This window comes from Sphingomonas sp. FW306-05-A (assembly GCF_058782275.1).
This window is the reverse complement of the sequence record NZ_JBYSXN010000001.1, coordinates 681286-700725: the sequence shown is the minus strand read 5'-3', so window position 1 is coordinate 700725 and position 19440 is coordinate 681286. Positions and strand designations below refer to the sequence as shown.

Annotated in this window: 16 protein-coding genes; 7 read left to right on the top strand and 9 right to left on the bottom strand. The window is 67.0% G+C overall.

What is annotated here, in order from left to right; all coding sequences use genetic code 11:
* Positions 1 to 3: 3 nt before the first annotated feature.
* A complete protein-coding gene (gene hpnN / locus AC3WJR_RS03265; protein WP_492722243.1) occupies positions 4 to 2592 on the top strand; it encodes a hopanoid transporter HpnN in 2589 nt (862 codons plus the stop codon).
* Positions 2593 to 2908: 316 nt separating this feature from the next.
* Complete coding sequence (locus AC3WJR_RS03260; RefSeq protein WP_492722241.1) at positions 2909 to 3766, top strand: serine hydrolase; 858 nt, start codon at positions 2909 to 2911, stop codon at positions 3764 to 3766.
* 202 nt (positions 3767 to 3968) lie between these two features.
* On the opposite strand, the gene AC3WJR_RS03255 is transcribed toward AC3WJR_RS03260, so the two are convergent.
* Both AC3WJR_RS03255 and AC3WJR_RS03250 read right to left on the bottom strand, forming a co-directional pair.
* Entirely contained in the window at positions 3969 to 4982 is a 1014-nt protein-coding gene (locus AC3WJR_RS03255; protein WP_492722239.1) for an MlaA family lipoprotein, read from the bottom strand.
* Positions 4983 to 5014: 32 nt separating this feature from the next.
* Positions 5015 to 5620, bottom strand: coding sequence for an ABC transporter substrate-binding protein (locus AC3WJR_RS03250; protein WP_492722237.1), 606 nt, complete (start codon positions 5618 to 5620; stop codon positions 5015 to 5017).
* A 248-nt stretch (positions 5621 to 5868) separates the two neighbouring features.
* Here AC3WJR_RS03250 and ispH point away from each other — a divergent pair, with 248 nt between their 5' ends.
* The 3 genes from ispH to AC3WJR_RS03235 all read left to right on the top strand — a co-directional run bounded on the left by ispH (position 5869) and on the right by AC3WJR_RS03235 (position 8421).
* Positions 5869 to 6876 (top strand): 4-hydroxy-3-methylbut-2-enyl diphosphate reductase, encoded by a 1008-nt coding sequence (gene ispH / locus AC3WJR_RS03245; RefSeq protein ID WP_492722235.1) that lies wholly within the window; start codon positions 5869 to 5871, stop codon positions 6874 to 6876.
* An 8-nt stretch (positions 6877 to 6884) separates the two neighbouring features.
* A complete protein-coding gene (gene hpnH / locus AC3WJR_RS03240) occupies positions 6885 to 8030 on the top strand; it encodes an adenosyl-hopene transferase HpnH (RefSeq protein WP_492722233.1) in 1146 nt (381 codons plus the stop codon).
* A 73-nt stretch (positions 8031 to 8103) separates the two neighbouring features.
* Positions 8104 to 8421 carry a hypothetical protein gene (locus AC3WJR_RS03235; protein ID WP_492722231.1) on the top strand — a complete coding sequence of 106 codons (318 nt, stop codon included), beginning with the start codon at positions 8104 to 8106 and terminating at the stop codon, positions 8419 to 8421.
* Between the two features lie 6 nt (positions 8422 to 8427).
* Here the strand turns inward: AC3WJR_RS03235 and AC3WJR_RS03230 are convergent, their stop codons facing one another.
* The 7 genes from AC3WJR_RS03230 to hpnA form a co-directional block, all read right to left on the bottom strand.
* Positions 8428 to 9186: a phosphorylase family protein gene (locus tag AC3WJR_RS03230; RefSeq protein ID WP_492722229.1), complete on the bottom strand. Its 759-nt coding sequence runs from the start codon at positions 9184 to 9186 to the stop codon at positions 8428 to 8430.
* 2 nt (positions 9187 to 9188) lie between these two features.
* Positions 9189 to 11288 (bottom strand): terpene cyclase/mutase family protein, encoded by a 2100-nt coding sequence (locus tag AC3WJR_RS03225; protein ID WP_492722227.1) that lies wholly within the window; start codon positions 11286 to 11288, stop codon positions 9189 to 9191.
* Positions 11289 to 11297: 9 nt separating this feature from the next.
* Complete coding sequence (hpnE, locus tag AC3WJR_RS03220) at positions 11298 to 12566, bottom strand: hydroxysqualene dehydroxylase HpnE (RefSeq protein WP_492722225.1); 1269 nt, start codon at positions 12564 to 12566, stop codon at positions 11298 to 11300.
* Positions 12563 to 13402 (bottom strand): presqualene diphosphate synthase HpnD, encoded by an 840-nt coding sequence (hpnD, locus tag AC3WJR_RS03215; protein WP_492722223.1) that lies wholly within the window; start codon positions 13400 to 13402, stop codon positions 12563 to 12565. Before hpnD ends, hpnE begins: the two co-directional genes overlap by 4 nt.
* On the bottom strand, positions 13399 to 14238 hold the full coding sequence (gene hpnC, locus AC3WJR_RS03210) for a squalene synthase HpnC (protein WP_492722218.1): 840 nt from the start codon (positions 14236 to 14238) through the stop codon (positions 13399 to 13401). Before hpnC ends, hpnD begins: the two co-directional genes overlap by 4 nt.
* Positions 14235 to 15482 carry a glycosyltransferase gene (locus tag AC3WJR_RS03205; protein ID WP_492722216.1) on the bottom strand — a complete coding sequence of 416 codons (1248 nt, stop codon included), beginning with the start codon at positions 15480 to 15482 and terminating at the stop codon, positions 14235 to 14237. The genes hpnC and AC3WJR_RS03205 overlap by 4 nt, the downstream gene beginning before the upstream one ends.
* Positions 15483 to 15660: 178 nt before the next feature.
* The gene (hpnA, locus tag AC3WJR_RS03200) at positions 15661 to 16659 is read right to left on the bottom strand and encodes a hopanoid-associated sugar epimerase (protein ID WP_492722213.1); all 999 of its coding nucleotides are present in this window, start codon (positions 16657 to 16659) and stop codon (positions 15661 to 15663) included.
* A gap of 156 nt (positions 16660 to 16815) precedes the next feature.
* On the opposite strand from hpnA, the gene hpnI reads away from it, so the two are divergent.
* The gene (gene hpnI, locus AC3WJR_RS03195) at positions 16816 to 17994 is read left to right on the top strand and encodes a bacteriohopanetetrol glucosamine biosynthesis glycosyltransferase HpnI (protein WP_492722211.1); all 1179 of its coding nucleotides are present in this window, start codon (positions 16816 to 16818) and stop codon (positions 17992 to 17994) included.
* Positions 17991 to 19436: a hopanoid biosynthesis associated radical SAM protein HpnJ gene (hpnJ, locus tag AC3WJR_RS03190; protein ID WP_354279896.1), complete on the top strand. Its 1446-nt coding sequence runs from the start codon at positions 17991 to 17993 to the stop codon at positions 19434 to 19436. Before hpnI ends, hpnJ begins: the two co-directional genes overlap by 4 nt.
* The last annotated feature ends 4 nt before the right edge of the window (positions 19437 to 19440 follow it).

Sequence of the window (19440 nt, the reverse complement as noted above, 5' to 3'; positions counted from 1 at the left end):
ACGATGATCGCTCGCATGCTCGAACGGCTCGTCGCGCTCGGCGTGCGGTCGCCCTATGCGGTCCTCGGACTGTGCCTTGCGCTGGTGGTCGGCGCAGGCGCCTATGCCGCCGGCCATTTCGCGATGACGACCGACACCGCGGCGCTGATCTCCCCCACAATCGAATGGCGCAAGCAGGAGAAGGCGGTCGAACAGGCGTTCCCACAACTGAAGGACGTCCTGCTGGTCGTCGTCGACGGCAAGACACCCGAACTCGCCGAAGCCGCGACCGCGAAACTGACGGCGGCGCTAACTGCCGACACACAGCACTTTCGCAGCATCCAGCGTCCGGATGGCGGGGCGTACTTCGACCGCGAAGGCCTGTTGTTCGGATCGACCGACGAGGTCCGCGCCTCCACCAAGGCGTTGATCGAGGCGCAGCCACTGCTCGGTCCGCTGGCGAGCGACCCGTCGCTCCGCGGAATCGCGGGCGCGTTCTCGACGATGCTCACCGGGGTCGAGCGCGGGGACATTCCGTTGTCGCGGCTCGCGCGTCCGATGCGAACGATGGCGGACGCGCTCGATGCGTCGGCGGCGGGGAAACCCGCCTATTTCTCGTGGCAGGACCTGTTCGCCGGATCGGGCCAGACCGCCCCGCCGCGCCGCCGCCTGATCCTCGCGCAACCGCGACTCGATTACGGCGCGCTCCAGCCAGGCGAGGATGCGGTCGGCGCGATCGTTGCGGAAGCTGCGAGGCTGGGGCTTGATCCCGCCCACGGCGTCACCGTCCGCACGACCGGCGAAGTCCCGCTGGCGGACGAGGAGTTCGCGACGCTCGAGGAGAATATCGGTTGGGTCGGCGCGGTGATGGCGCTCGCGATGCTGGTGACGCTGTGGTTCGCGGTACGCTCCGCGAAGATCGTCACCGCGATCCTGCTGACCATTGTGGCTGGGCTGGTCGTCACAACTGCACTCGGGTTGCTCGCGGTCGGCGCGCTCAATCTCATCTCGGTCGCGTTCATTCCCTTGTTCGTGGGGCTTGGCGTCGACTTCGGGATCCAGATCGCGGTGCGCTTCAACGCCGAGCGGCTCGACGGCGCCAACACCGGCCCTGCGCTGGAACGCGCAGCTCGTGCGCTTGGCGCGCCGCTTGCGCTGGCCGCCGGGGCGGTGTTCCTCGGGTTCGGGGCGTTCCTGCCGACCGACTATGTCGGGATCGCCGAGCTGGGAATCATCGCCGGGCTGGGGATGCTGGTCGCGCTAGCCGCCAGCGTCACGCTGCTGCCCGCGCTGCTGATGCTGCTCAAGCCGGGCGCGCCGCGCCGTGAGGTCGGCTTTGCCGAAGCCGCCCCCGCCGACCGCTGGCTCCACACCCACCGCAGGACGGTGTTGTGGGCGTTCGCGCTGTCGATGGCGGGGAGCATCGCGCTGCTTCCCTTCGTCCAGTTCGACTTCAACCCGCTCCACCTGCGCGCCAAGGACGGCCCGGCGATGCGCGCGCTGACCGACCTGATGCGCGATCCGCTACGGACCCCGAACACGATCAACGTCCTCGCCCCCAATGCGCAGGCCGCACAGGCGCTTGCGACCAGGCTGTCGGCATTGCCCGAAGTCGCGGAAGCGGTTTCGATCGATGGATATGTCCCGCAGGACCAGGAGGCCAAGCTCGCGCTGGTGCAGGATGCATCGCTGCTTCTGGATGCGACGATCAACCCGTTCGACGTAGCCGCCGCCCCGAGCGACGCCGAGAACATCGCCGCGCTGCGCCAGACCGCAACCGCCTTGCGCACCGTGGCGGCGGGGGAGCCGCGTGGCGGGGTGAGCGACGCGCTCCATCTTGCCAGCGCGTTCGAGCAACTCGCGGCGGGAACCCCCACGCTGCGCACCCGCGCGACCGCGCTGCTCGTCCCCCCGCTCGGCACGATGCTCGACCAGATCCGCACCGCGCTTCAGGCCGAGGCAGTGACGCGCGAGACGCTCCCGCCCGAGATCGCGGGCAATTGGGTCGCCAGGGACGGCCGCGCGCTGGTGCAGGTCTTCCCCAAGGGCGACAGCAACGACAATGCCGTGCTCCGGCGCTTCACGGCCGCGGTGCGCAAGGTTGCGCCCACCGCCAGCGGCCTGCCGGTTGCGACACAGGAAGCCGCCAAGACGGTCGCCTGGGCGTTCGTCGAGGCTGGCGTGCTCGCGCTTGCGCTGGTCAGCGTGCTGCTGTTCGTCGTGTTGCGCGATGCGCGCGAGGTTGCCTTCACGCTAGCCCCGGTCGTGCTGTCGATGTTCCTGACGCTTAGCAGTTGCGTGCTGATCCGGCAGCCGATCAATTTCGCGAACATCATCGCCTTCCCCTTGCTGTTCGGGGTGGGCGTCGCGTTCCACATCTATTTTGTGATGGCATGGCGCGGCGGGGCGACCGACCTGCTCCAGTCGAGCCTCGCGCGCGCGGTGCTGTTCAGCGCCCTGGCGACGGGCAGCGCGTTCGGAAGCCTGTGGCTGTCGCACCATCCCGGCACCGCGAGCATGGGTAAGATCCTGATGATCTCGCTTGCCTGGACGCTGGTGTGCGCGCTGATTTTCGAGCCTGCGTTGTTGGGGCCGCCGCGCAAGAAGGCGTGAGATCAACCATCCCATTCTCGGCGCTTCCCCGGCGAAGGCCGGGGCCCAGGAGCGAAACGGAAGAATGCGAGCGCCTGCGCTTCGTTACCACGACCTTCGCTCCTGGACCCCGGCCTTCGCCGGGGAAGCGCGTGTGGTTGGGGAAGCACCTTGATGCGCGACAGCGCCTCGCATCGGGCAAGTCCCCAGCGCAAGAAAACGTAACACACGCCTTTCGCTTCCCGGCTATGATGTTCCGCGATATGTAACACGACGTGTTCAGGTTTTTCGGTCTAGCACCAGCACATCGCTGAAGGACAACACGCAAGGACGATCGATGCGCGCAGCACTGCTTTCCCGCCTGCTTCTTACCGGTCTCGCCGCCAGTGTCCTCATACCGGCCCCCGCCGCCGCGAGTTCGCCCGAGTTGATGGGGCTCGAGCGCAAGCTGAGCATGCTGCTCGCCGAACGCTCCGGCGAATATGGCATCGCCGCGCTCGACCTGCGGGATGGCTCGATCGTTTCCGTCAACGGCGACGTTCCGTTTCCGATGGCGAGCACCGTCAAGGTGGCGATCGCGGCAGCGTACCTTGCACAAGTCGACCAGGGACATCGCACCCTCGGCGACATGGTGTACGGTCGTCCCGCCGCAAAGGTGCTGGAGCTGATGATCATTCGCAGCGACAATTATGCGACCGACCAGATACTCGCCACGCTCGGCGGGCCGCTCGCGGTGCAGCAGTGGCTGTCGTCGCACCAGATGGCCGGCATTCGGGTGGACCGCAACATCGCGCAGCTGCTGCGCGAGCGCGGGCATCTTGCCGACATCAAGGACGTCGCCACCCCGGTCGCGATGGTCGCGCTGTTGTCGAGGCTCGACAGCGGCACCGTCCTGACCGCGCAAAGCCGCAGCTTTCTGTTCGGGCTGATGAGCCGGTGTGCGACCGGCACCCGCCGGATCCGCGCGCTGCTGCCCGCGGGGACTCCAGTCGAGGACAAGACCGGCACGCTTGACGGTGTTACCAATGACGTGGGGTTCATCACCATGCCCGATGGCCGCCGCGTGGCGCTTGCGGTGTTCGCGCGCGGTGGGCGCGACCGCCAGCCCGTGATCGCCGAAGTCGCGCGGGCGATCTACGACCGCTTCGCAGACAGCACCCGCAACGCGCTTGCGCTGTTCATGCGAATGCGGTGATCGCGGGAGACTGACCGGTCCTGGCAGCCGCCTGGGTGGTGCGAGAACGTGCCGCTTCGCTGTCTAGCTCAGCGCTTCTCCGGCGAAGGCCGGGGTCCAGTAGCGAAACAGAAAACTGCGGGCGACTGCGCTCTGTTACCGCGACCTTCGCGACTGGGCCCCGGCCTTCGCCGGGGAAGCGGGACTGTTTTGAGGAAGCGGTCTATTTTGGCGACGCGCTGGCAGCCGGGTCAGCAAGCGGATCGCTCAGCGGATCCTCCGACGTTCGTTCTGGTTTTGACGTCGCCGTTCCCACTGCTCCCTCAGCAGCAGGGTCCGTCAGCGGATCGGCAAGTGGATCATTCGCTGACGCCGGTGAGGCGGGCGCTACCGCCGCGGACCCACCCGCCGGATCGGCGAGCGGATCGGCCAGCGGGTCCGCCAGCGGATCGCTCATCGCCCCTCCCCCCCGCGCTCCATGCGTGGCCGCAACCCGCCCAGCCCGGTCCTGCAGATACGACGACCGCAACGTCGCATACGGGTCGATCGCGCTTGCGGTCAGCGCCTTCAGCGGCGCGTCCGACTCGACCCGCAGGTCCAGCCCCGTCAGCACCGCTTGCGGAATACGGAATTCCGCCCGGTCGAACGGAGACCCCACCACCACGGGCAAAGCCTGCGCCTCCGCAGCCCCGGCCGGCAGATCACGGAAGGTGCTTGGCCCGAGGAACGGCAGGAACAGATACGGCCCCGGCCCGACCCCGTAATGCCCGAGCGTGTCGCCCAGGCTGTTGTCCCGATGCGGCAGGCGGAAGTCCTTCGTCTTGGCGACGTCGAGCAACCCCCCGACCCCCACCGTCGAATTGACCACGAACCGCCCGAGCGTCTTCACCGCGCGCTTGGGCTTCAGCTGGAGCAGGTCATTGGCGAACACCAAAGGCTCGCCGACGTTGGAAAAGAAATGTCGGATGCCCTTGCGCGCGAAGTTCGGGACGACCGTCTTGTACACCATCGCGACAGACCGGAAGAACACCCGGTCGAACACCTGGTTGATCGCATACATCTTACGGTTGAAGCCTTCGAGCGGATCACCCTTGGCATGCCGCGGGCGCACCCCCTCGTTCGGCGTTTGCGCGCGGACCGCGGCGCGCGTGATCGTGCCAACCGGCGCCGGCGCGACGACGGTTTCCTGCGCCGCTGCGGCCATCGGCGTCGCCATCAGCACGATCGCGACCGCCAATATGCTGCTTCCCCCCCGGATCTGCACCGTCTTTAGCGACCGCTCTTGGCGGTGAGCGCGTCGAGGTGCGTGATCAACGCCTTCGCGCCGCCCTTGGCGAACACACCGGCGAAATCCGCGCGCCGCGTGGCGAGCTGGCTGATCGAATTGCGATAATAGACGTCGATCACACGCCATTTGCCGCCGCTCTGGCGCAGGCGATAGGCGATCGGCACCGCCTCGTCCTTGGGCGCGGACAGCGTCGTGCGCACCAGCTTGTCGGCCCCACGCGTCTCGATCTTCGGGTCGATCGTGAAGCTGTGGCCCGACCAGCTGCTGAAGTTCGAGGCATATTGCGCAGCGGTCATGCGCCGCATCGCCGCGACCAGCGCGCTCTGGTCAGCGGGTGCGACCTTGACCCAGTCAGGACCAACCGAGAGGCGGGTGATGAGCGGAATGTCGAAGGTCTGATCGACGACCGGGCCGATCTTGGCGATCCGTCCCTGGGTCCCGAGGCTGCTTCCACCCTTCATGATCGCGATCAGCCCGTCGTCGAGCATCTGCACCGGTGCACGTGCCGGGTCGGCGGTCTGTGCAGCGGCAGGGGCTGCGATCATCACGAGAGCACCGGTCAACGCCGTGCGGAAGGAAAAAGACATGCGAAAGCTCCTTGGGGAAAAGCAGAAACGGCCCCCCGCGCGTCGCGGCGGCGGTATCATCGCCAGTTCGCTAGCACAAACCGCTGTAGCCGCGATGAACGGCCAAAACGCCCACCCGATCCTTCAGCTTGTGCCGCCAAAAGCACAACATATGGAAAAACAGGCGAGAAATCTCGCTTTCGCATATGTTGCGGCGCGGCTAGAATATCTATCTGGGGGCGTGCGTGACGAAACGGTCCGGTCATTCTATGTCCGGCACCCGGTTTCAGCACGAGAGCGGACGGAAAGGTTTTTACTTGCAAGTGATTCTCGCCAACCCGCGCGGGTTCTGCGCCGGTGTCGTACGCGCCATCGAAATCGTCGAACGTGCGCTGCAACGCTATGGCGCGCCGGTCTATGTCCGGCACGAAATCGTCCATAACCGCCATGTCGTCGATACGCTGCGCGGCAAGGGCGCGGTGTTCGTCGAGGATCTGGACGAGGTGCCCGAGGGCGCGATGACCGTCTTCAGCGCACACGGCGTCGCCCGCACGGTCGAGGAAGAGGCAAAGCGCCGCAACCTGCCCGTGTTCGATGCGACCTGCCCGCTCGTCACCAAGGTCCATCTGCAGGGGCGGCGCTACGCCAAGGCCGGGCGGACGCTCGTAATGATCGGTCATGAAGGCCATGCCGAGGTGATCGGCACGCGCGGACAGGTCGACGTCCACGTCCATCTTGTCTCGACTGAGGAAGATGTCGCCGCGCTCGACCTGCCGCTCGACACGCCGCTGGCGTACATCACGCAGACCACGCTCAGCGTCGACGACACGCGCGGCGTCATCGCGGCGCTCGGTGATCGCTTCAGCGACCTGATTGGTCCGGACGTTTCCGAGATCTGCTACGCGACGCAGAACCGCCAGAGCGCAGTGCGCGACCTCTGCAAGGTCGCCGACCTCATCCTCGTCGTGGGTTCCGAAAACAGCTCGAACTCGAGTCGCCTGCGCGATCTCGGCGCGGACGAAGGCTTGCCGAGCTACCTCGTCGCCGATGGCAGTGCGATCGATCCGGCGTGGTTCGACGGCATCGAGCGCGTCGGCCTGACCGCGGGCGCATCCGCCCCGGACGAACTGGTCGACAGCGTGATCGACGCGCTGCGAAAGCTCGGCCCGGTTGAGGTCAGCCAGCTCGCAGGCGTCGACGAATCGATCCAGTTCGGCCTGCCGCGCGAGTTGCGCGATGTGCCTACCCCTACCCAAGCTGCTGTAATCAGCGCATAGGAGCCGACATGAGCCTCCCCATCGCCCCGCTGGCGCGCATCGGCGCCTATACCCTCAAGAACCACATCAAGGGCGGCAAATACCCGCTCGTCCTGATGCTCGAGCCGCTGCTGCGCTGCAATCTGGCATGCCCCGGTTGCGGGAAGATCGATTATCCCGATGCGATCCTCAACCAGCGTCTGTCGTTCGACCAGTGCATGGACGCGATCGACGAATGTGGCGCGCCCGCGGTTTCGATCGCGGGTGGCGAGCCGCTCCTGCACCGCGACATGCCCAAGATCGTCGAGGGATATATCGCCAAGAAGAAGTTCGTCATCCTGTGCACCAACGCGCTGCTGATGAAGAAGAAGATCGACGACTATAAGCCGTCGTCCTACTTCACCTGGTCGATCCATCTCGATGGCGACAAGGGCATGCACGACCATGCGGTCGATCAGGCCGGCACCTATGAAGTCGCGATCGAAGCGATCGAGATGGCCAAGGCCAAGGGCTTCCGCGTCCAGGTCAATTGCACCGTGTTCGACGGGGCGGATTCGACCCGGCTCGCAGGGTTCTTCGACGAGATGCAGAAGCGTGGCGTCGAGATCACCATCTCGCCGGGCTATTCGTACGAGCGCGCCGCCGACCAGGAGCATTTCCTGACGCGCGAGCGGACCAAGAACTTCTTCCGCGACGTGTTCCGCAAGGGCGACGGCGGCAAGGCATGGACCTTCACCAACTCACCGCTGTTCCTCGATTTCCTCGCGGGCAACCAGACGTATGAGTGCACCCCCTGGTCAATGCCGCTGCGCACCGTCTTCGGCTGGCAGAAGCCGTGCTACCTCGTCGGCGAAGGCTATGTCGACACGTTCGCCGATCTGATGGAAGGCACCGACTGGGACCAGTATGGCGTCGGCAAGTACGAGAAATGCTCGAACTGCATGGTCCATTGCGGGTTCGAGGGCACCGCTGCGACCGACTCGATCCGTCACCCGCTCAAGATGTTCACCATCGGGCGCAAGGGCGTGAAGACCGAGGGGCCGATGGCACCCGACATCGATCTGAGCCACGCGCGCAAGTCGACCGACGTCCATTCGCTCCACGTCGAGCAGGAACTCGCCAAGATCAAGGCGGCGGATCCCGAGGGCTACAAGCGCACCCAGCGCGCGGCCTGATGGACCGTCTGCGGCCGCCGCCCGACCGGGTGGCGGCCGTGGAGCCTAATTCCGATCACGACGTTTGATCGCAATGCCTCACGCCAGTAACATCGTATTCTGCGACGGACCGGATAGCCCGCACGCGTTCGACGTCGTCCCGCTCCAGCATCGCAACGGCATGCTCGATGCGCGCTGCCCGATCTGTCACGGCTTCGGCCAGTGGAACAGCGAGATCGATCTGGTCAGCTTCCGCTGCAAGCGCGTGATCTGCGATCATTGCCACGGCGCGGGCTGGGTCGAGACCGGGAATGATCCGGTCGCCTTGCCCGATATCGTGCTTGCCCCCGAGGGCTATCCCAAATGGATCGTGCGGCTTGTCCCGCGTGAGGATGCCTGCGCCAAGCCCTGACGCGGGTTAACGGGTCGGATCGAGCCTTGCGAGGCCGCCAGCATCGAGTGTTTCCATTGCACGCGCCAGCGCCTTGAACGCAGCCCCCGCATCGCGCCCGGTGCGGATGAGCGCGGGCAGTTGCGCCGGGTTGCGCGCGAGCGACGCGAGGATCGCCCCGAGCGCTACGCCGCCATCGGGCTTCATCCCCACGAGCGCGGCGGGGGGAAGGGCCCGGTCGGCGCTGTCGGAGATGGTGCGGACAATCGCGAAAGGCAGGTCGTGCCGCGCGGCGACACGGGCGGCTATGTTCGATTCCATGTCGACTGCGATTGCACCGGTATTGGCGTAGAGCGCGGTTTTCTCAGGCACCGAGCCGATGATGCTGTCCGCGCCCACGACAGTGCCGCGATGCGAGTCGGGCAAGGTCTGAAGGAGCCACTCAACCAACGCCCCCCCCACTCCGCTTCCCCGGCGAAGGCCGGGGCCCAGTCGCGAAGGTGGTTGTAACTGAGCGCCACGCGAGATGCTCTTCTGTTCCTCGACTGGGCCCCGGCCTTCGCCGGGGAAGGAATTAGGGGCAAGCACCCCCACCACCACATCCCCCGCACGCAAGCTCGGGGCGAGCGCCCCCGCCACCCCGCACGACAACACCACAGAAGCGCCCCCAACCGCCGCCTCGAGCTCCCGCTCCAGTCGAGCAGAATCCCCACCGCCCGCCACCACCACGAACCCGGGCCGCGCGATGATCGCCGCCTCGCGCACCAGCCCGCAGGCGACGAGCACGCTCACATCCCGAACGCCGGCCGCGCGCTGTTCGAGCGTTTGAGGTTGCGATAGCGCGCCACCGCCCACAGCGGGAAATACGCCGGATAGCCATGATACCGCAGGTAGAACACGCGCGGGAATCCGCCGCCCGTGTACAACTCCTGCCCCCACAGCCCCTCGCCGTCCTGCGTCGCGATCAGGTGCCGCACGCCGCGTTCGACCGCGGGATGATCGACCTTCCCCGCCGCCATCAGCGCAAGCAGCGCCCAGCCGGTCTGCGACGCGGTCGACGGCGCGGGCGTGTAGCCCTTGTAATCGAGCGCATAGCTGTCGCAGTCCTCGCCCCAGCCGCCGTCGAGGTTCTGGATGTGAAGCAGCCAGTCCGCCGCCTTGCGCACCATCGGATGCCGCCCGTCGAGCCCGGCCGCGTTGAGCGCGCACAGCACGGACCAGGTGCCGTAGATGTAATTCACCCCCCAGCGCCCGAACCAGCTGCCGTCGGGCATCTGCTCCTTCTCGAGGAAGCCCATCGCCGCTGCCATGCGGGGACTGTCGATCGGCTCGCCGAGTTGCGCGAGCATCGACACGACGCGCGCGGTGACGTCGCTGGTCGGCGGGTCGAGCAATGCGCCGTGATCGGCGAAGGGGATGTTGTTGAGGTAGTGATAGCTGTTGTCCGCATCGAACGCGCCCCAGCCGCCGTCCTTGCTTTGCAGGCCGACGGTCCATTCGACGCCGCGCGCGATGGCGTGGTCGTAGCTTTCTCCGCTCGCCTCAAGAGGAGGAGCTGCACTTCCTTCGCCCCTCCCCTTCAGGGGAGGGGTTGGGGGTGGGGACGTCTCGCCTTGCCCTGACGTCAGTTTTGCTGGACTTCCCCACCCCAACCCCTCCCCCGAGGGGGAGGGGCTAAGAAGGCCCTGCGCCCGGTCCATCGCCATCACCACCACGGCAGTGTCATCAAGATCCGGATAATGCGCGTTATTATACTGGAACGCCCACCCGCCAGGCCGGACATCGGGCTTCTCCTCCGCCCAGTCGCCCTTCACGTCGAGCACCTGCAACGGCTTCAGCCAAGCAAGCCCAGCCGCCGCCCGCGCCTCGGCCTCTTCGCCGCCTGCCTCAAGCATCGCATGCGCGGCAAGCGCGGTATCCCACACCGGCGAAACGCACGGCTGGCAATAAGCCTCGTCGTCCTTGACCACGAGCAGCTTCTCGACCGATCGCCGCGCCACCGCCCGCGCGGGATGGTCCTCGGGATAGCCCAGACAATCGAACATCATCACGCTGTTCGCCATCGCCGGATAGATCGCGCCGAGCCCGTCCTCGCCGTTCAACCGTTCGGTCACGAAGGTCGCGCAAGCGTCGATCGCGCGCTGCCGTGTCCCCTTGGGCCACAATCGCTCGACGCGCTTGAGCACGACATCGAGCCCGTTGAAGAAGCGCGTCCAGTGCGCCTTGGTCCCCGCCGCCTTGCTCGTCAGCTTCGCGCGTTTTGCGGTGTACAGCTCATCGACTCGCACGCCCGACACATCGCGCGCGACCGGTTTCTTCGCCGCGAGCACCAATAACGGCACGATCACGGTGCGCGCCCAATAGGACATCTTGGAAAGATGCACCGGGAACCAGCGCGGCAGCAGGATCAGCTCGACCGGCAGCGTCGGCACCGAACTCCACGGCGCGCAATCGAACAACGCCAGCTGGATCCGCGTGAACACGTTGACCGCCGCCGCGCCGCCCGCCTTGTGGATCGCCGCGCGCGCGCGCGCCATGTGCGGCGCGTCGACGTCGTCGCCGATCATCTTGAGCGCGAAATACGCCTTCACGCTCGCACTCACGTCGAACGCGCCGCCGTGGAACAGCCCCCAGCCGTGATGCGCCGCCGACTGGATCCGCCGCAGGTACACGCCGATCTTGCGTTCGATCTCGGGATCGCGCGGCTCGCCGAGATAATGCCGCAGCAGCACATATTCCGCCGGGATCGTCGCATCGGCTTCGAGCTCGAACACCCAATGCCCGTCGTCGCGCTGGCGTTCCCCTAGCGCCGCCGCGGCGCGCAGCGCGGTCGCGTCCGCCGCTGCGACGATATCGTCACGTTCCAGATTCACCATTTCAAGTCCCATGACGCGGCCTTAGCCGAGCCCCGACGTCCGCGCCAAGCGGGCAGCGACTTCGCCCGATCGAATCGCACCCTCGATCGTCGCGGGCAAGCCGGTCTGCGTCCAGTCGCCGGCCAGGAACAGGTTGCGCCAGCGCGTCTGCGCGTCCGGGCGACGCGCGTCCTGCTCGGGCGTCGCCGCGAAAGTCGCGCGCTTTTCCTTGACGATCTGCCACGCCGGCATCTCGGCGGGGCCGCCGTGCACCGCGCGGATATCCGACCAGAAGGCGCGCGCGAGCTCGGTCCGGTCGCGATCGACCAGATGGTCCGCCGCGCTGACCGTGATCGAAATGCGATCGGGAAAGGCGAAGATCCACTCCGCCGTCCCGCCGAGTACGCCGACCATCGTCTGCACCCCCGCGGGCGGCGCGATCGCGAAATGCGCGTTGACGATCGCGCGGAAATCGTTCGGCACGGTCAGGCCGGGGAGCAGATCGCCCGCAACCCACGGCGGCACCGCGAGGATGATCGTCTCGTCCGCGTCGACGCTTTCCACGCCCCGCCCGAAATCGAGCCCGACGACACGGTCGCCATCGGCGTGGATCGCGCGCAGCCGCGTGCCGAGCGCGAGCGTCGTCCCCTTGCCCGCAAGCCAGGCAAGCGCAGGATCGACGAACGCCGCGGCCAGCGTCGGCTCGGCGATTTGCGGTCGCATCGCGCGTCCGCCGCGCCCGAGCGTCTCGCGGATCACCCGCGAGGTCAGCATTGCCGAGCCGGTCGCGGACGCGGTATTAAGCGCTGCCAGCAACACCGGGTCGATCAGTTTGTCCCACACCGGACCGCTCGGATCGACGCGGTCCGCCACGACCTGCCCGGGCTTCCCGCCGCTCAGCCCCGCGAGCCGCAGATAATCGCGCACCGTCGTCCCCGGCACGCGCCGCCCGTCGCGGCAGATCCACCACGGCACCGGCCCGTCGTTGATCCGCACCGACCAGCGCGCGCCCGTGGTGATCTCGGCAAACGCGAAATCGGCGTGCTTCGGCCCGCTCAGCCGGTCGCTCGCGCCGATCGTGTCGAGATAGCGGTGCACCGCCTTGTTCCCCGACAGCACCAGATGGTTGCCATTGTCGATCGTCCGGCCGAGTTGCGGATCGTGATAGCTGCGGCACCGCCCGCCCGCTTGCGCCGCGCCGTCGACCAGCGTCGTCGCCAGCCCCTCGCGCGCGAGTTCGACCGCGGCGGACAGGCCCGCCATGCCCGCGCCGATGACGCGAACGCGCTGCTGGTTGGACGCGCGCTTCAACGGAACAGGCTGAGCCGCAGGACGGTGAACAGCAGCGCGGGCTTGTTGACCCGGATCCGCGTGCGCGGCGTGCCCCAGCCTGCCGCCTCCATCCTGCGCAGGATCGGTTCGTACACCGCCGCCATCAGCCGCGGTGCAAGCAGATGCCCGCGGGGCCGCGCTGCCAGGATCGCCTGCGCCGCCGCGAAATGCTCGTGTGCCTTCGCCGCCAGCATCCGGCACGCGCCGTCGATCCGCGGATCGGCAACGAGCACGAGCGGTTCGCCGAACGTCACCCCCGCCGCGTCGAGCGGTTCGCGCGGCAGATAGACGCGACCGATCGTCGCATCCTCGTCGATGTCGCGCAGGATGTTGGTGAATTGCAGCGCCCGCCCGAGATGATAGGCGAGCGCGATCCCCGGCTCCTGCTCCATCCCGAAGATCTTGACCGACAACCGCCCCACGGCGGAGGCCACGCGGTCGCAATACAGGTCGAGCGTCTCGAACGGCGGCCAGCGCACGTCCTCCTCGACGTCCATCGCCATTCCGTCGATCACCGCGATGAAATCGGCCTTTTCGAGCTTGAACCGATCCACCGCGTCGACCAGCAACGCCGCCTGCCCTGGGTCGCGACCCGCATACAACGCATCGATATCCGCGCGCCACGCATCGAGCGCCGCCGCGCGGTCCTCGCGCTTACCGCCTTCGTCGTCGGCAATATCGTCGACCTGACGGCAGAAGGCATAGACCGCGTACATCGCCTCGCGCTCGGCCTTGGGGAGCACGCGCATTCCGGCGTAGAAGGAGCTGCCCGAGACCTGTGCCTGCAGCTGCGCGGGAGTCGCCTTGGGATTCATGCCCGACCTTTAATCATTTGCGTCACCGCCGCCAACGCTGCGAGGCCAAGTGCCTCCGGCGCACGGTGGTGGACTCGCTGCGACAACGGATCACGCCGTTTGAGCCGCGCGTTGAGGCTGACCGCGAGCCGGTGGATGATCGCGACTTCCGCCGCCAGCCGCCGATCACGGATCTGGCGCGCGAACCCGGCCGACTGCGCAAGCAGGCCGTCGGTGCGCGTCGCCATGTCGACGATCACTGCGCGCAGCGCCGGGGTCGCCGCCGCACCGCCCAGATCCTCGACCCGTGCGCCGTGCTGTGCGAGGATATCGCGCGGCAGATAGACCCGCCGGATCGCGCGATAATCCTTCCCGCAATCCTGCACGTGGTTGATCACCTGCAACGCCGTGCACAGCGCGTCCGACGCACCCCAGGTCGCATGGTCCTCGCCGTGGACATCGAGCACGTACCGCCCGACCGGCATCGCGGAATAACGGCAATATTCCATCAGCGCGGGCCAGTCGTCATATCGATCGACGGTACAATCGCGCGCGAACGCGACAAGCAGGTCGGTCGCATGATCCGACGACAGGCCGTGTACGGCCATCGTCTCACGCAGCGCCAGCGCGGTGGGTTCGGCATCACCATGCCCGAGGATCGTCGCGCGCATCGCCCCCAGCAGCGCAAGCTTCTCGGGCGGGGTCGCCGCGGGATTGTCCGCCACATCGTCCGCCGCGCGCGCGAAATGATAGAAAGCCATCACGGGCGCGCGATGTTCGGCCTTGAGCAGAACCGAGGCGACGGGAAAATTCTCGTCCTTATGCCCCTTGCCGGAGGCGAGTGCGGTGGCAGTCATGACCGAAAACCCTCTTCATGCCGCGCCGCCTGGACCCGGCCCTTCCACATGCCTCCACGCCCGCGGACATGCTGCCATGCCGACAGCAGCGTGCACCCGGCATAGAAGGTCGCGATCAACGGCAAGGCCAGCCCCCAAAGTGGCGACCGTTTGTAGAACCGCAACATCGGCTGGAACGCCAGCGCCATCAATCCCCAGGCGGCGATCGCGGTCATCCGGGTTTCGCCCTGACCGAAGATCGCGAACAGCGGCGGCACGAGATAGGTGAGCGCAAGCCCGATCGTGGTGCCCGCCAGCAGCAGCGGCGAATAGTTGAGCTGCGCATAGGCCAAGCGGGAGATCATCGCGGCGACCGATTCCCAGCTGTCGTAACGCCGGATGCTGACAGCACGATCCGTCAGCCCGAGCCACACCGCACCCTGCTTCTTCATCAACGCGCCGAACGCGCAATCGTCGATCAGCGCGGAGCGCACCGCCGCGATCCCGCCAGCGGCGTCGAGCGCCGCACGTTCGACCAGCATCACGCCCCCCGCCGCCGCCGCCCGGCCCGAAGCGCGCCGGTTCACCGCCGCGAACGGATAGAGCATCTGGAAGAACCACACGAACGCCGGGATCAACGCGCGCTCGGCAAGGCTTTCGCACCGCAGCCGCGCCATCAGCGAGACAAGCACGCGCTCCTCCGCGACCGCGCGCGTGACGAGCGTACGCAGCGTGTCGGGGGCGTGCGCGATGTCGGCGTCGGTCAGCAGGAGATAGTCGGGCGTGGTGCCAGCAGCGGCGATCCCTTGCGAGACCGCCCACAATTTGCCGGTCCAACCGTCCGCCAATGCCGCGCCCGTCACGACCTGCAACCGCTCGCCTCCCGCGGCGCGCGCGATGTCGGCGGTGCCGTCGCTGCTCGAATCGTCGACCAGGATGATGCGGAAGTCGCCCCGATAATCCTGCGCGGCAAGGCTCCCGATCGAGCGCGCGATCACCTCCGCCTCATCGCGCGCGGGGACGATCGCGACGACGGACGGCCACGGCCCGCCTTCCCCCCTCCCTGCAAGGGAGGGGTTGGGGGTGGGTTGGTAGGAGGAGAGTGCGTCCGCCGCCACGGGCCGACCCACCCCCAGCCCCTCCCTTCCAGGGAGGGGAGCGAGCGGAGACGTATCGCGCTCGCTGGTCTGCCAGAACCCGTCGCGCGCGAACACCAGCACCAGCCAGATCGCCAGCGACGCCATCGCAATCCAGAACGTGATCATCGGGCACCCCCCAACTGCGACGAGCAAATCCGCCCTTCTCCTCCCCTCCCTGGAAGGGGGGGGTCGGGGGTGGGTGGGTATGGGGAGAACGCAACCGCCGCCGCTGGCCAACCCACCCCCAGCCCCTCCCTTCCAGGGAGGGGAGCACGTGCAGGTCGGTGCGTGCGCTCAAAACCAATCACGCGAGCATCCCCGCTTGCCGGAACCACGCCACCGCGTCCTCCAGTGCCACCCAGTAAGGCCGCGCGCGATACCCGAGCTCGGCTTCCGCCCGCGCGCTAGAATAATACATGTCGTGCGCCGCCATCCGCAGCGCATCCAGCGTCAGAAACGGCTCCTTGCCCGTCACGCGCGCGAGCTTCTCATTGACCCACGCCAGCGGAAACAGCGGGCCGCGCGGAATCTGCACCGTCGGCGGCTTGCGCCCGACGATCGCGGCGACGCCCGCGAGCATTTCGCGCAGCGATACGTCCTGCCCGCCGAGCACATAACGCTCGCCGATCACCCCGTGCGCCATCGCGGCAATATGCCCGTCCGCAACATCATCGACATGCACCAGATTGAGTCCGCTCTCGACGAACGCGGGCATCCGCCCGGACGCCGCCTCGACGATGATCCGCCCGGTCGGCGTGGGCCGCGCATCGCGCGGTCCGATCGGGGTCGAGGGATTGACGATCACCGCGGGCAGCCCCTGCTCGCGCACCATCGCCTCGACCAGCCGCTCGGCGACGACCTTGCTGCGCTTGTACGCGCCGACCGCCTGTTCGGGGGTCGCGGGGCGGGTCTCATCCGACGCCCTGCCGTGGTCCGGCCGCAACGTCGCGACGCTGCTGGTATAGACGATCCGCGCCACCCCCGCCCCCAGCGCCGCCTGCATAACGGTCTGCGTGCTGAGCTGGTTGTTGCGGACGATCTCCTCGGTGTCCGGTGCCCAGATCCGGTAATCGGCGGCGACGTGATACAGATGCGTCACGCCCGCCATCACGCGTGCCATCGCTTCGGGGTCGCGCGCGTCGCCCTCGACGATCTCGCCCGGGAAGTCGGTCAGATTGGTCCGCGCGCTGCTCGCCCGCGCCAGCCCGCGCACGCGCGTGCCAGACGCCGCCAGCCGCCGCGCGACCGCCGAACCGACGAAACCGGATACTCCGGTCACCAGCGTAATAGGTTGATCGCTCACGCAGCCTCCATGCGGCGACGCTGTAGAACGCGAGCGCGCAAGCGCAAACAATCTCGCGCAATGTGGCAGCAACAAAGTCTTCGCGCACGGCAAGGTGACGCCTTTTTCACAAACGCGCGCCTGTACCCGTCACCACCGCGGCGCTACGGGGGCTGTGTGATCCATATCCTGCACCTACTGGGCACAGTCTTGGGCTGGCTGACGATCGTGGTCGCGGCGCTCGGCGTGGTCTATTCGACCGCCGCCGCGCTCGTCTTCCGCCGCTATTTCGCGGCGGCGACGCCCGCGCCCGCGCGGCACGAGGCGGTCACGCTGGTAAAACCGCTCTACGGCGACGAACCGCGGCTCTACGACAATCTCGCGAGCTTCCTCGCACAGGATCATGCCGGGCCGATCCAATTGCTGTGCGGGATCCAGCGTCACGACGATCCCGCGATCGCGGTGGTCGAGGCCCTGAAAGCCGCACATCCCGACGCGCAGATCGATCTCGTGATCGACGGCACGGTTCACGGCGCGAGCGGCAAGCTCTCCAACCTGATCAACATGGAGCCGCTGATCCGCCACGATGTGGTCGTGCTCAGCGACAGCGACATCGCGGTCGCGCCCGACTATGTCGCGCAGATCCTGCGCGCGCTCGATCAGCCAAAGACCGGACTCGTCTCCTGCGTCTACGCCGGTCGTGGCGACACCGGCTTCTGGTCGCACTTCGGCGCGGCGGGGGTGAGCTACCAGTTCATGCTCGGCCTCGTCTTCGGGGTCGCCAACAAGCTTGCGACGCCGTGCATGGGATCGACCATCGCGATGACACGCGAGACGCTGCGCCGGATCGGCGGGTTCACCCGCTTCGCCGACAAGCTCGCCGACGATTACGCGATGGGCGAAGCGGTCCGCGACCTCGGGCTCGAGATCGCAGTGCCGGCGATGCTGGTCGACCATGCGTTCGACGAGACCAGCTTCGCGGCGCTGTGGCGCCACGAACTCCGCTGGGGTGCGACCGTCCGCGACGTCGCCTTCTGGCCGTATGTCGGGATCATCATCGGCCTGCCGCTCCCGGTCGCTATCCTCTCGGTGCTGTACTGGCCGACCGTCGGGCTGATCCTGTGTGCGCTTGCGGTCGTTGCACGGTTGGTGGTTGTGCGGACCGTGGATGCGACTGTAGGGAGGCGCATCGCTCCGTTGTGGATGGCGCTGGCGCACGATGGCATGAGTTTTGCCATCTATATCGCAAGCTTCTTCGTCCGATCGGTTGATTGGCGCGGCGCGACCCTTACAATGAAGAATGACGGCCGCATTGTTGCGGCGCACAAGATTCAGAATGCGGAGCAACGGGCATGATGCGGGCGCTTTTCCTCCAGGCGCCGTCTTTTGACGGTTACGACGGTGGCGCGGGTGCGCGCTACCAGATGAAGCGGGAGGTCAAATCCTTCTGGTATCCGACCTGGCTCGCGCAGCCGGCGGCAATGGTCGAGGGCTCTAAGCTGATCGACGCGCCTGCGCACGACCAGTCGTGGGACGACATCGCGCATGAGTTCGACGATCGCGATCTCGTGATCCTCCACACCTCGACGCCGTCGTTCAACCAGGACATCCGCACCGCCGCGCTGATCAAGCAACGCAACCCGCGGATCCTGATCGGATTCGTCGGCGCGAAGGTCGCGGTCGAGCCCGACAAGAGCCTCGCCGCCACCCCCGACGTCGATTTCGTCGCGCGCGAGGAATATGACTTCACGATCCTCGAGATCGCGCAGGGCAAGCCGCTGCGCGAAGTCGACGGCATCACCTGGCGCGATTCGGACGGCGCGTTCATCCGCAACCGCGACCGCGCGATGATCGAGGACATGGACTCGCTGCCGATGGTCTCGCCGGTCTACAAGCGCGACCTGCAGATCGACAAATATTTCGGCGGCTACCTGCTGCATCCGTACGTCAGCTTCTACACCGGCCGCGGTTGCAAGAGCCGGTGCACCTTCTGCCTGTGGCCACAGACGATCGGCGGGCACACCTACCGCTTCCGCTCGGTCGCCAAGGTGATCGAGGAAGTCGAGTACATCATCCGCGAGATCCCCGAGACCAAGGAGATCTTCTTCGACGACGACACGCTGACCGACAACCACGCGCGCGTCGAGGAACTCGCGATCGCGCTCGGCAAGCTCGGCTTCGGCAAGCCCGGCTTCAAGATGTCGTGGAGCTGCAACGCCAAGGCCAACGTGCCGCGCAAGACGCTCGAAGTGCTCAAGGCGAACGGCCTGCGCCTGCTGCTCGTCGGATACGAGAGCGGCAACCAGCAGATCCTGCACAACATCAAGAAGGGTCTGCGCACCGACGTCGCGCGGCAGTTCACCAAGGATTGTCATGAGCTGGGCGTCGTGATCCACGGCACCTTCATCCTCGGGCTCCCGGGCGAGACGCTCGAGACGATCGAGGAGACGATCAACTACGCCAAGGAGATCGATCCGCACACGATCCAGGTCTCGCTCGCGGCACCCTATCCCGGCACCTTCCTGTACAAGCAGGCGACCGAGAACGGCTGGTTCGACAATTCGCACGAATTGCTGACCGACGGCGGCAACCAGATCGCGCAGCTCAGCTACCCGCATCTGCATTCGACGGTGATTTTCGACAAGGTCGAGGAGTTCTACAAGCGCTTCTACTTCCGCCCGTCGAAGATTTGGGAAATCGTCCGCGAGATGCTGACCGACTGGGACATGATGAAGCGCCGTCTGCGCGAAGGCGTCGAGTTCTTCGACTTCCTGCGGCGCCGCAAAGAGGCCGTGTAAGGGT

Bases quoted from the DNA above. Each gene is read 5' to 3' on its own strand.
- hpnN (WP_492722243.1), top strand. From the start codon at position 4: ATGATCGCTCGCATGCTCGAACGGCTCGTCGCGCTCGGCGTGCGGTCG.
- AC3WJR_RS03260 (WP_492722241.1), top strand. From the start codon at position 2,909: ATGCGCGCAGCACTGCTTTCCCGCCTGCTTCTTACCGGTCTCGCCGCC.
- AC3WJR_RS03250 (WP_492722237.1), bottom strand. From the start codon at position 5,620: ATGTCTTTTTCCTTCCGCACGGCGTTGACCGGTGCTCTCGTGATGATC.
- ispH (WP_492722235.1), top strand. From the start codon at position 5,869: ATGTCCGGCACCCGGTTTCAGCACGAGAGCGGACGGAAAGGTTTTTAC.
- hpnH (WP_492722233.1), top strand. From the start codon at position 6,885: ATGAGCCTCCCCATCGCCCCGCTGGCGCGCATCGGCGCCTATACCCTC.
- AC3WJR_RS03235 (WP_492722231.1), top strand. From the start codon at position 8,104: ATGCCTCACGCCAGTAACATCGTATTCTGCGACGGACCGGATAGCCCG.
- AC3WJR_RS03225 (WP_492722227.1), bottom strand. From the start codon at position 11,288: ATGGGACTTGAAATGGTGAATCTGGAACGTGACGATATCGTCGCAGCG.
- hpnD (WP_492722223.1), bottom strand. From the start codon at position 13,402: ATGAATCCCAAGGCGACTCCCGCGCAGCTGCAGGCACAGGTCTCGGGC.
- hpnC (WP_492722218.1), bottom strand. From the start codon at position 14,238: ATGACTGCCACCGCACTCGCCTCCGGCAAGGGGCATAAGGACGAGAAT.
- AC3WJR_RS03205 (WP_492722216.1), bottom strand. From the start codon at position 15,482: ATGATCACGTTCTGGATTGCGATGGCGTCGCTGGCGATCTGGCTGGTG.
- hpnJ (WP_354279896.1), top strand. From the start codon at position 17,991: ATGATGCGGGCGCTTTTCCTCCAGGCGCCGTCTTTTGACGGTTACGAC.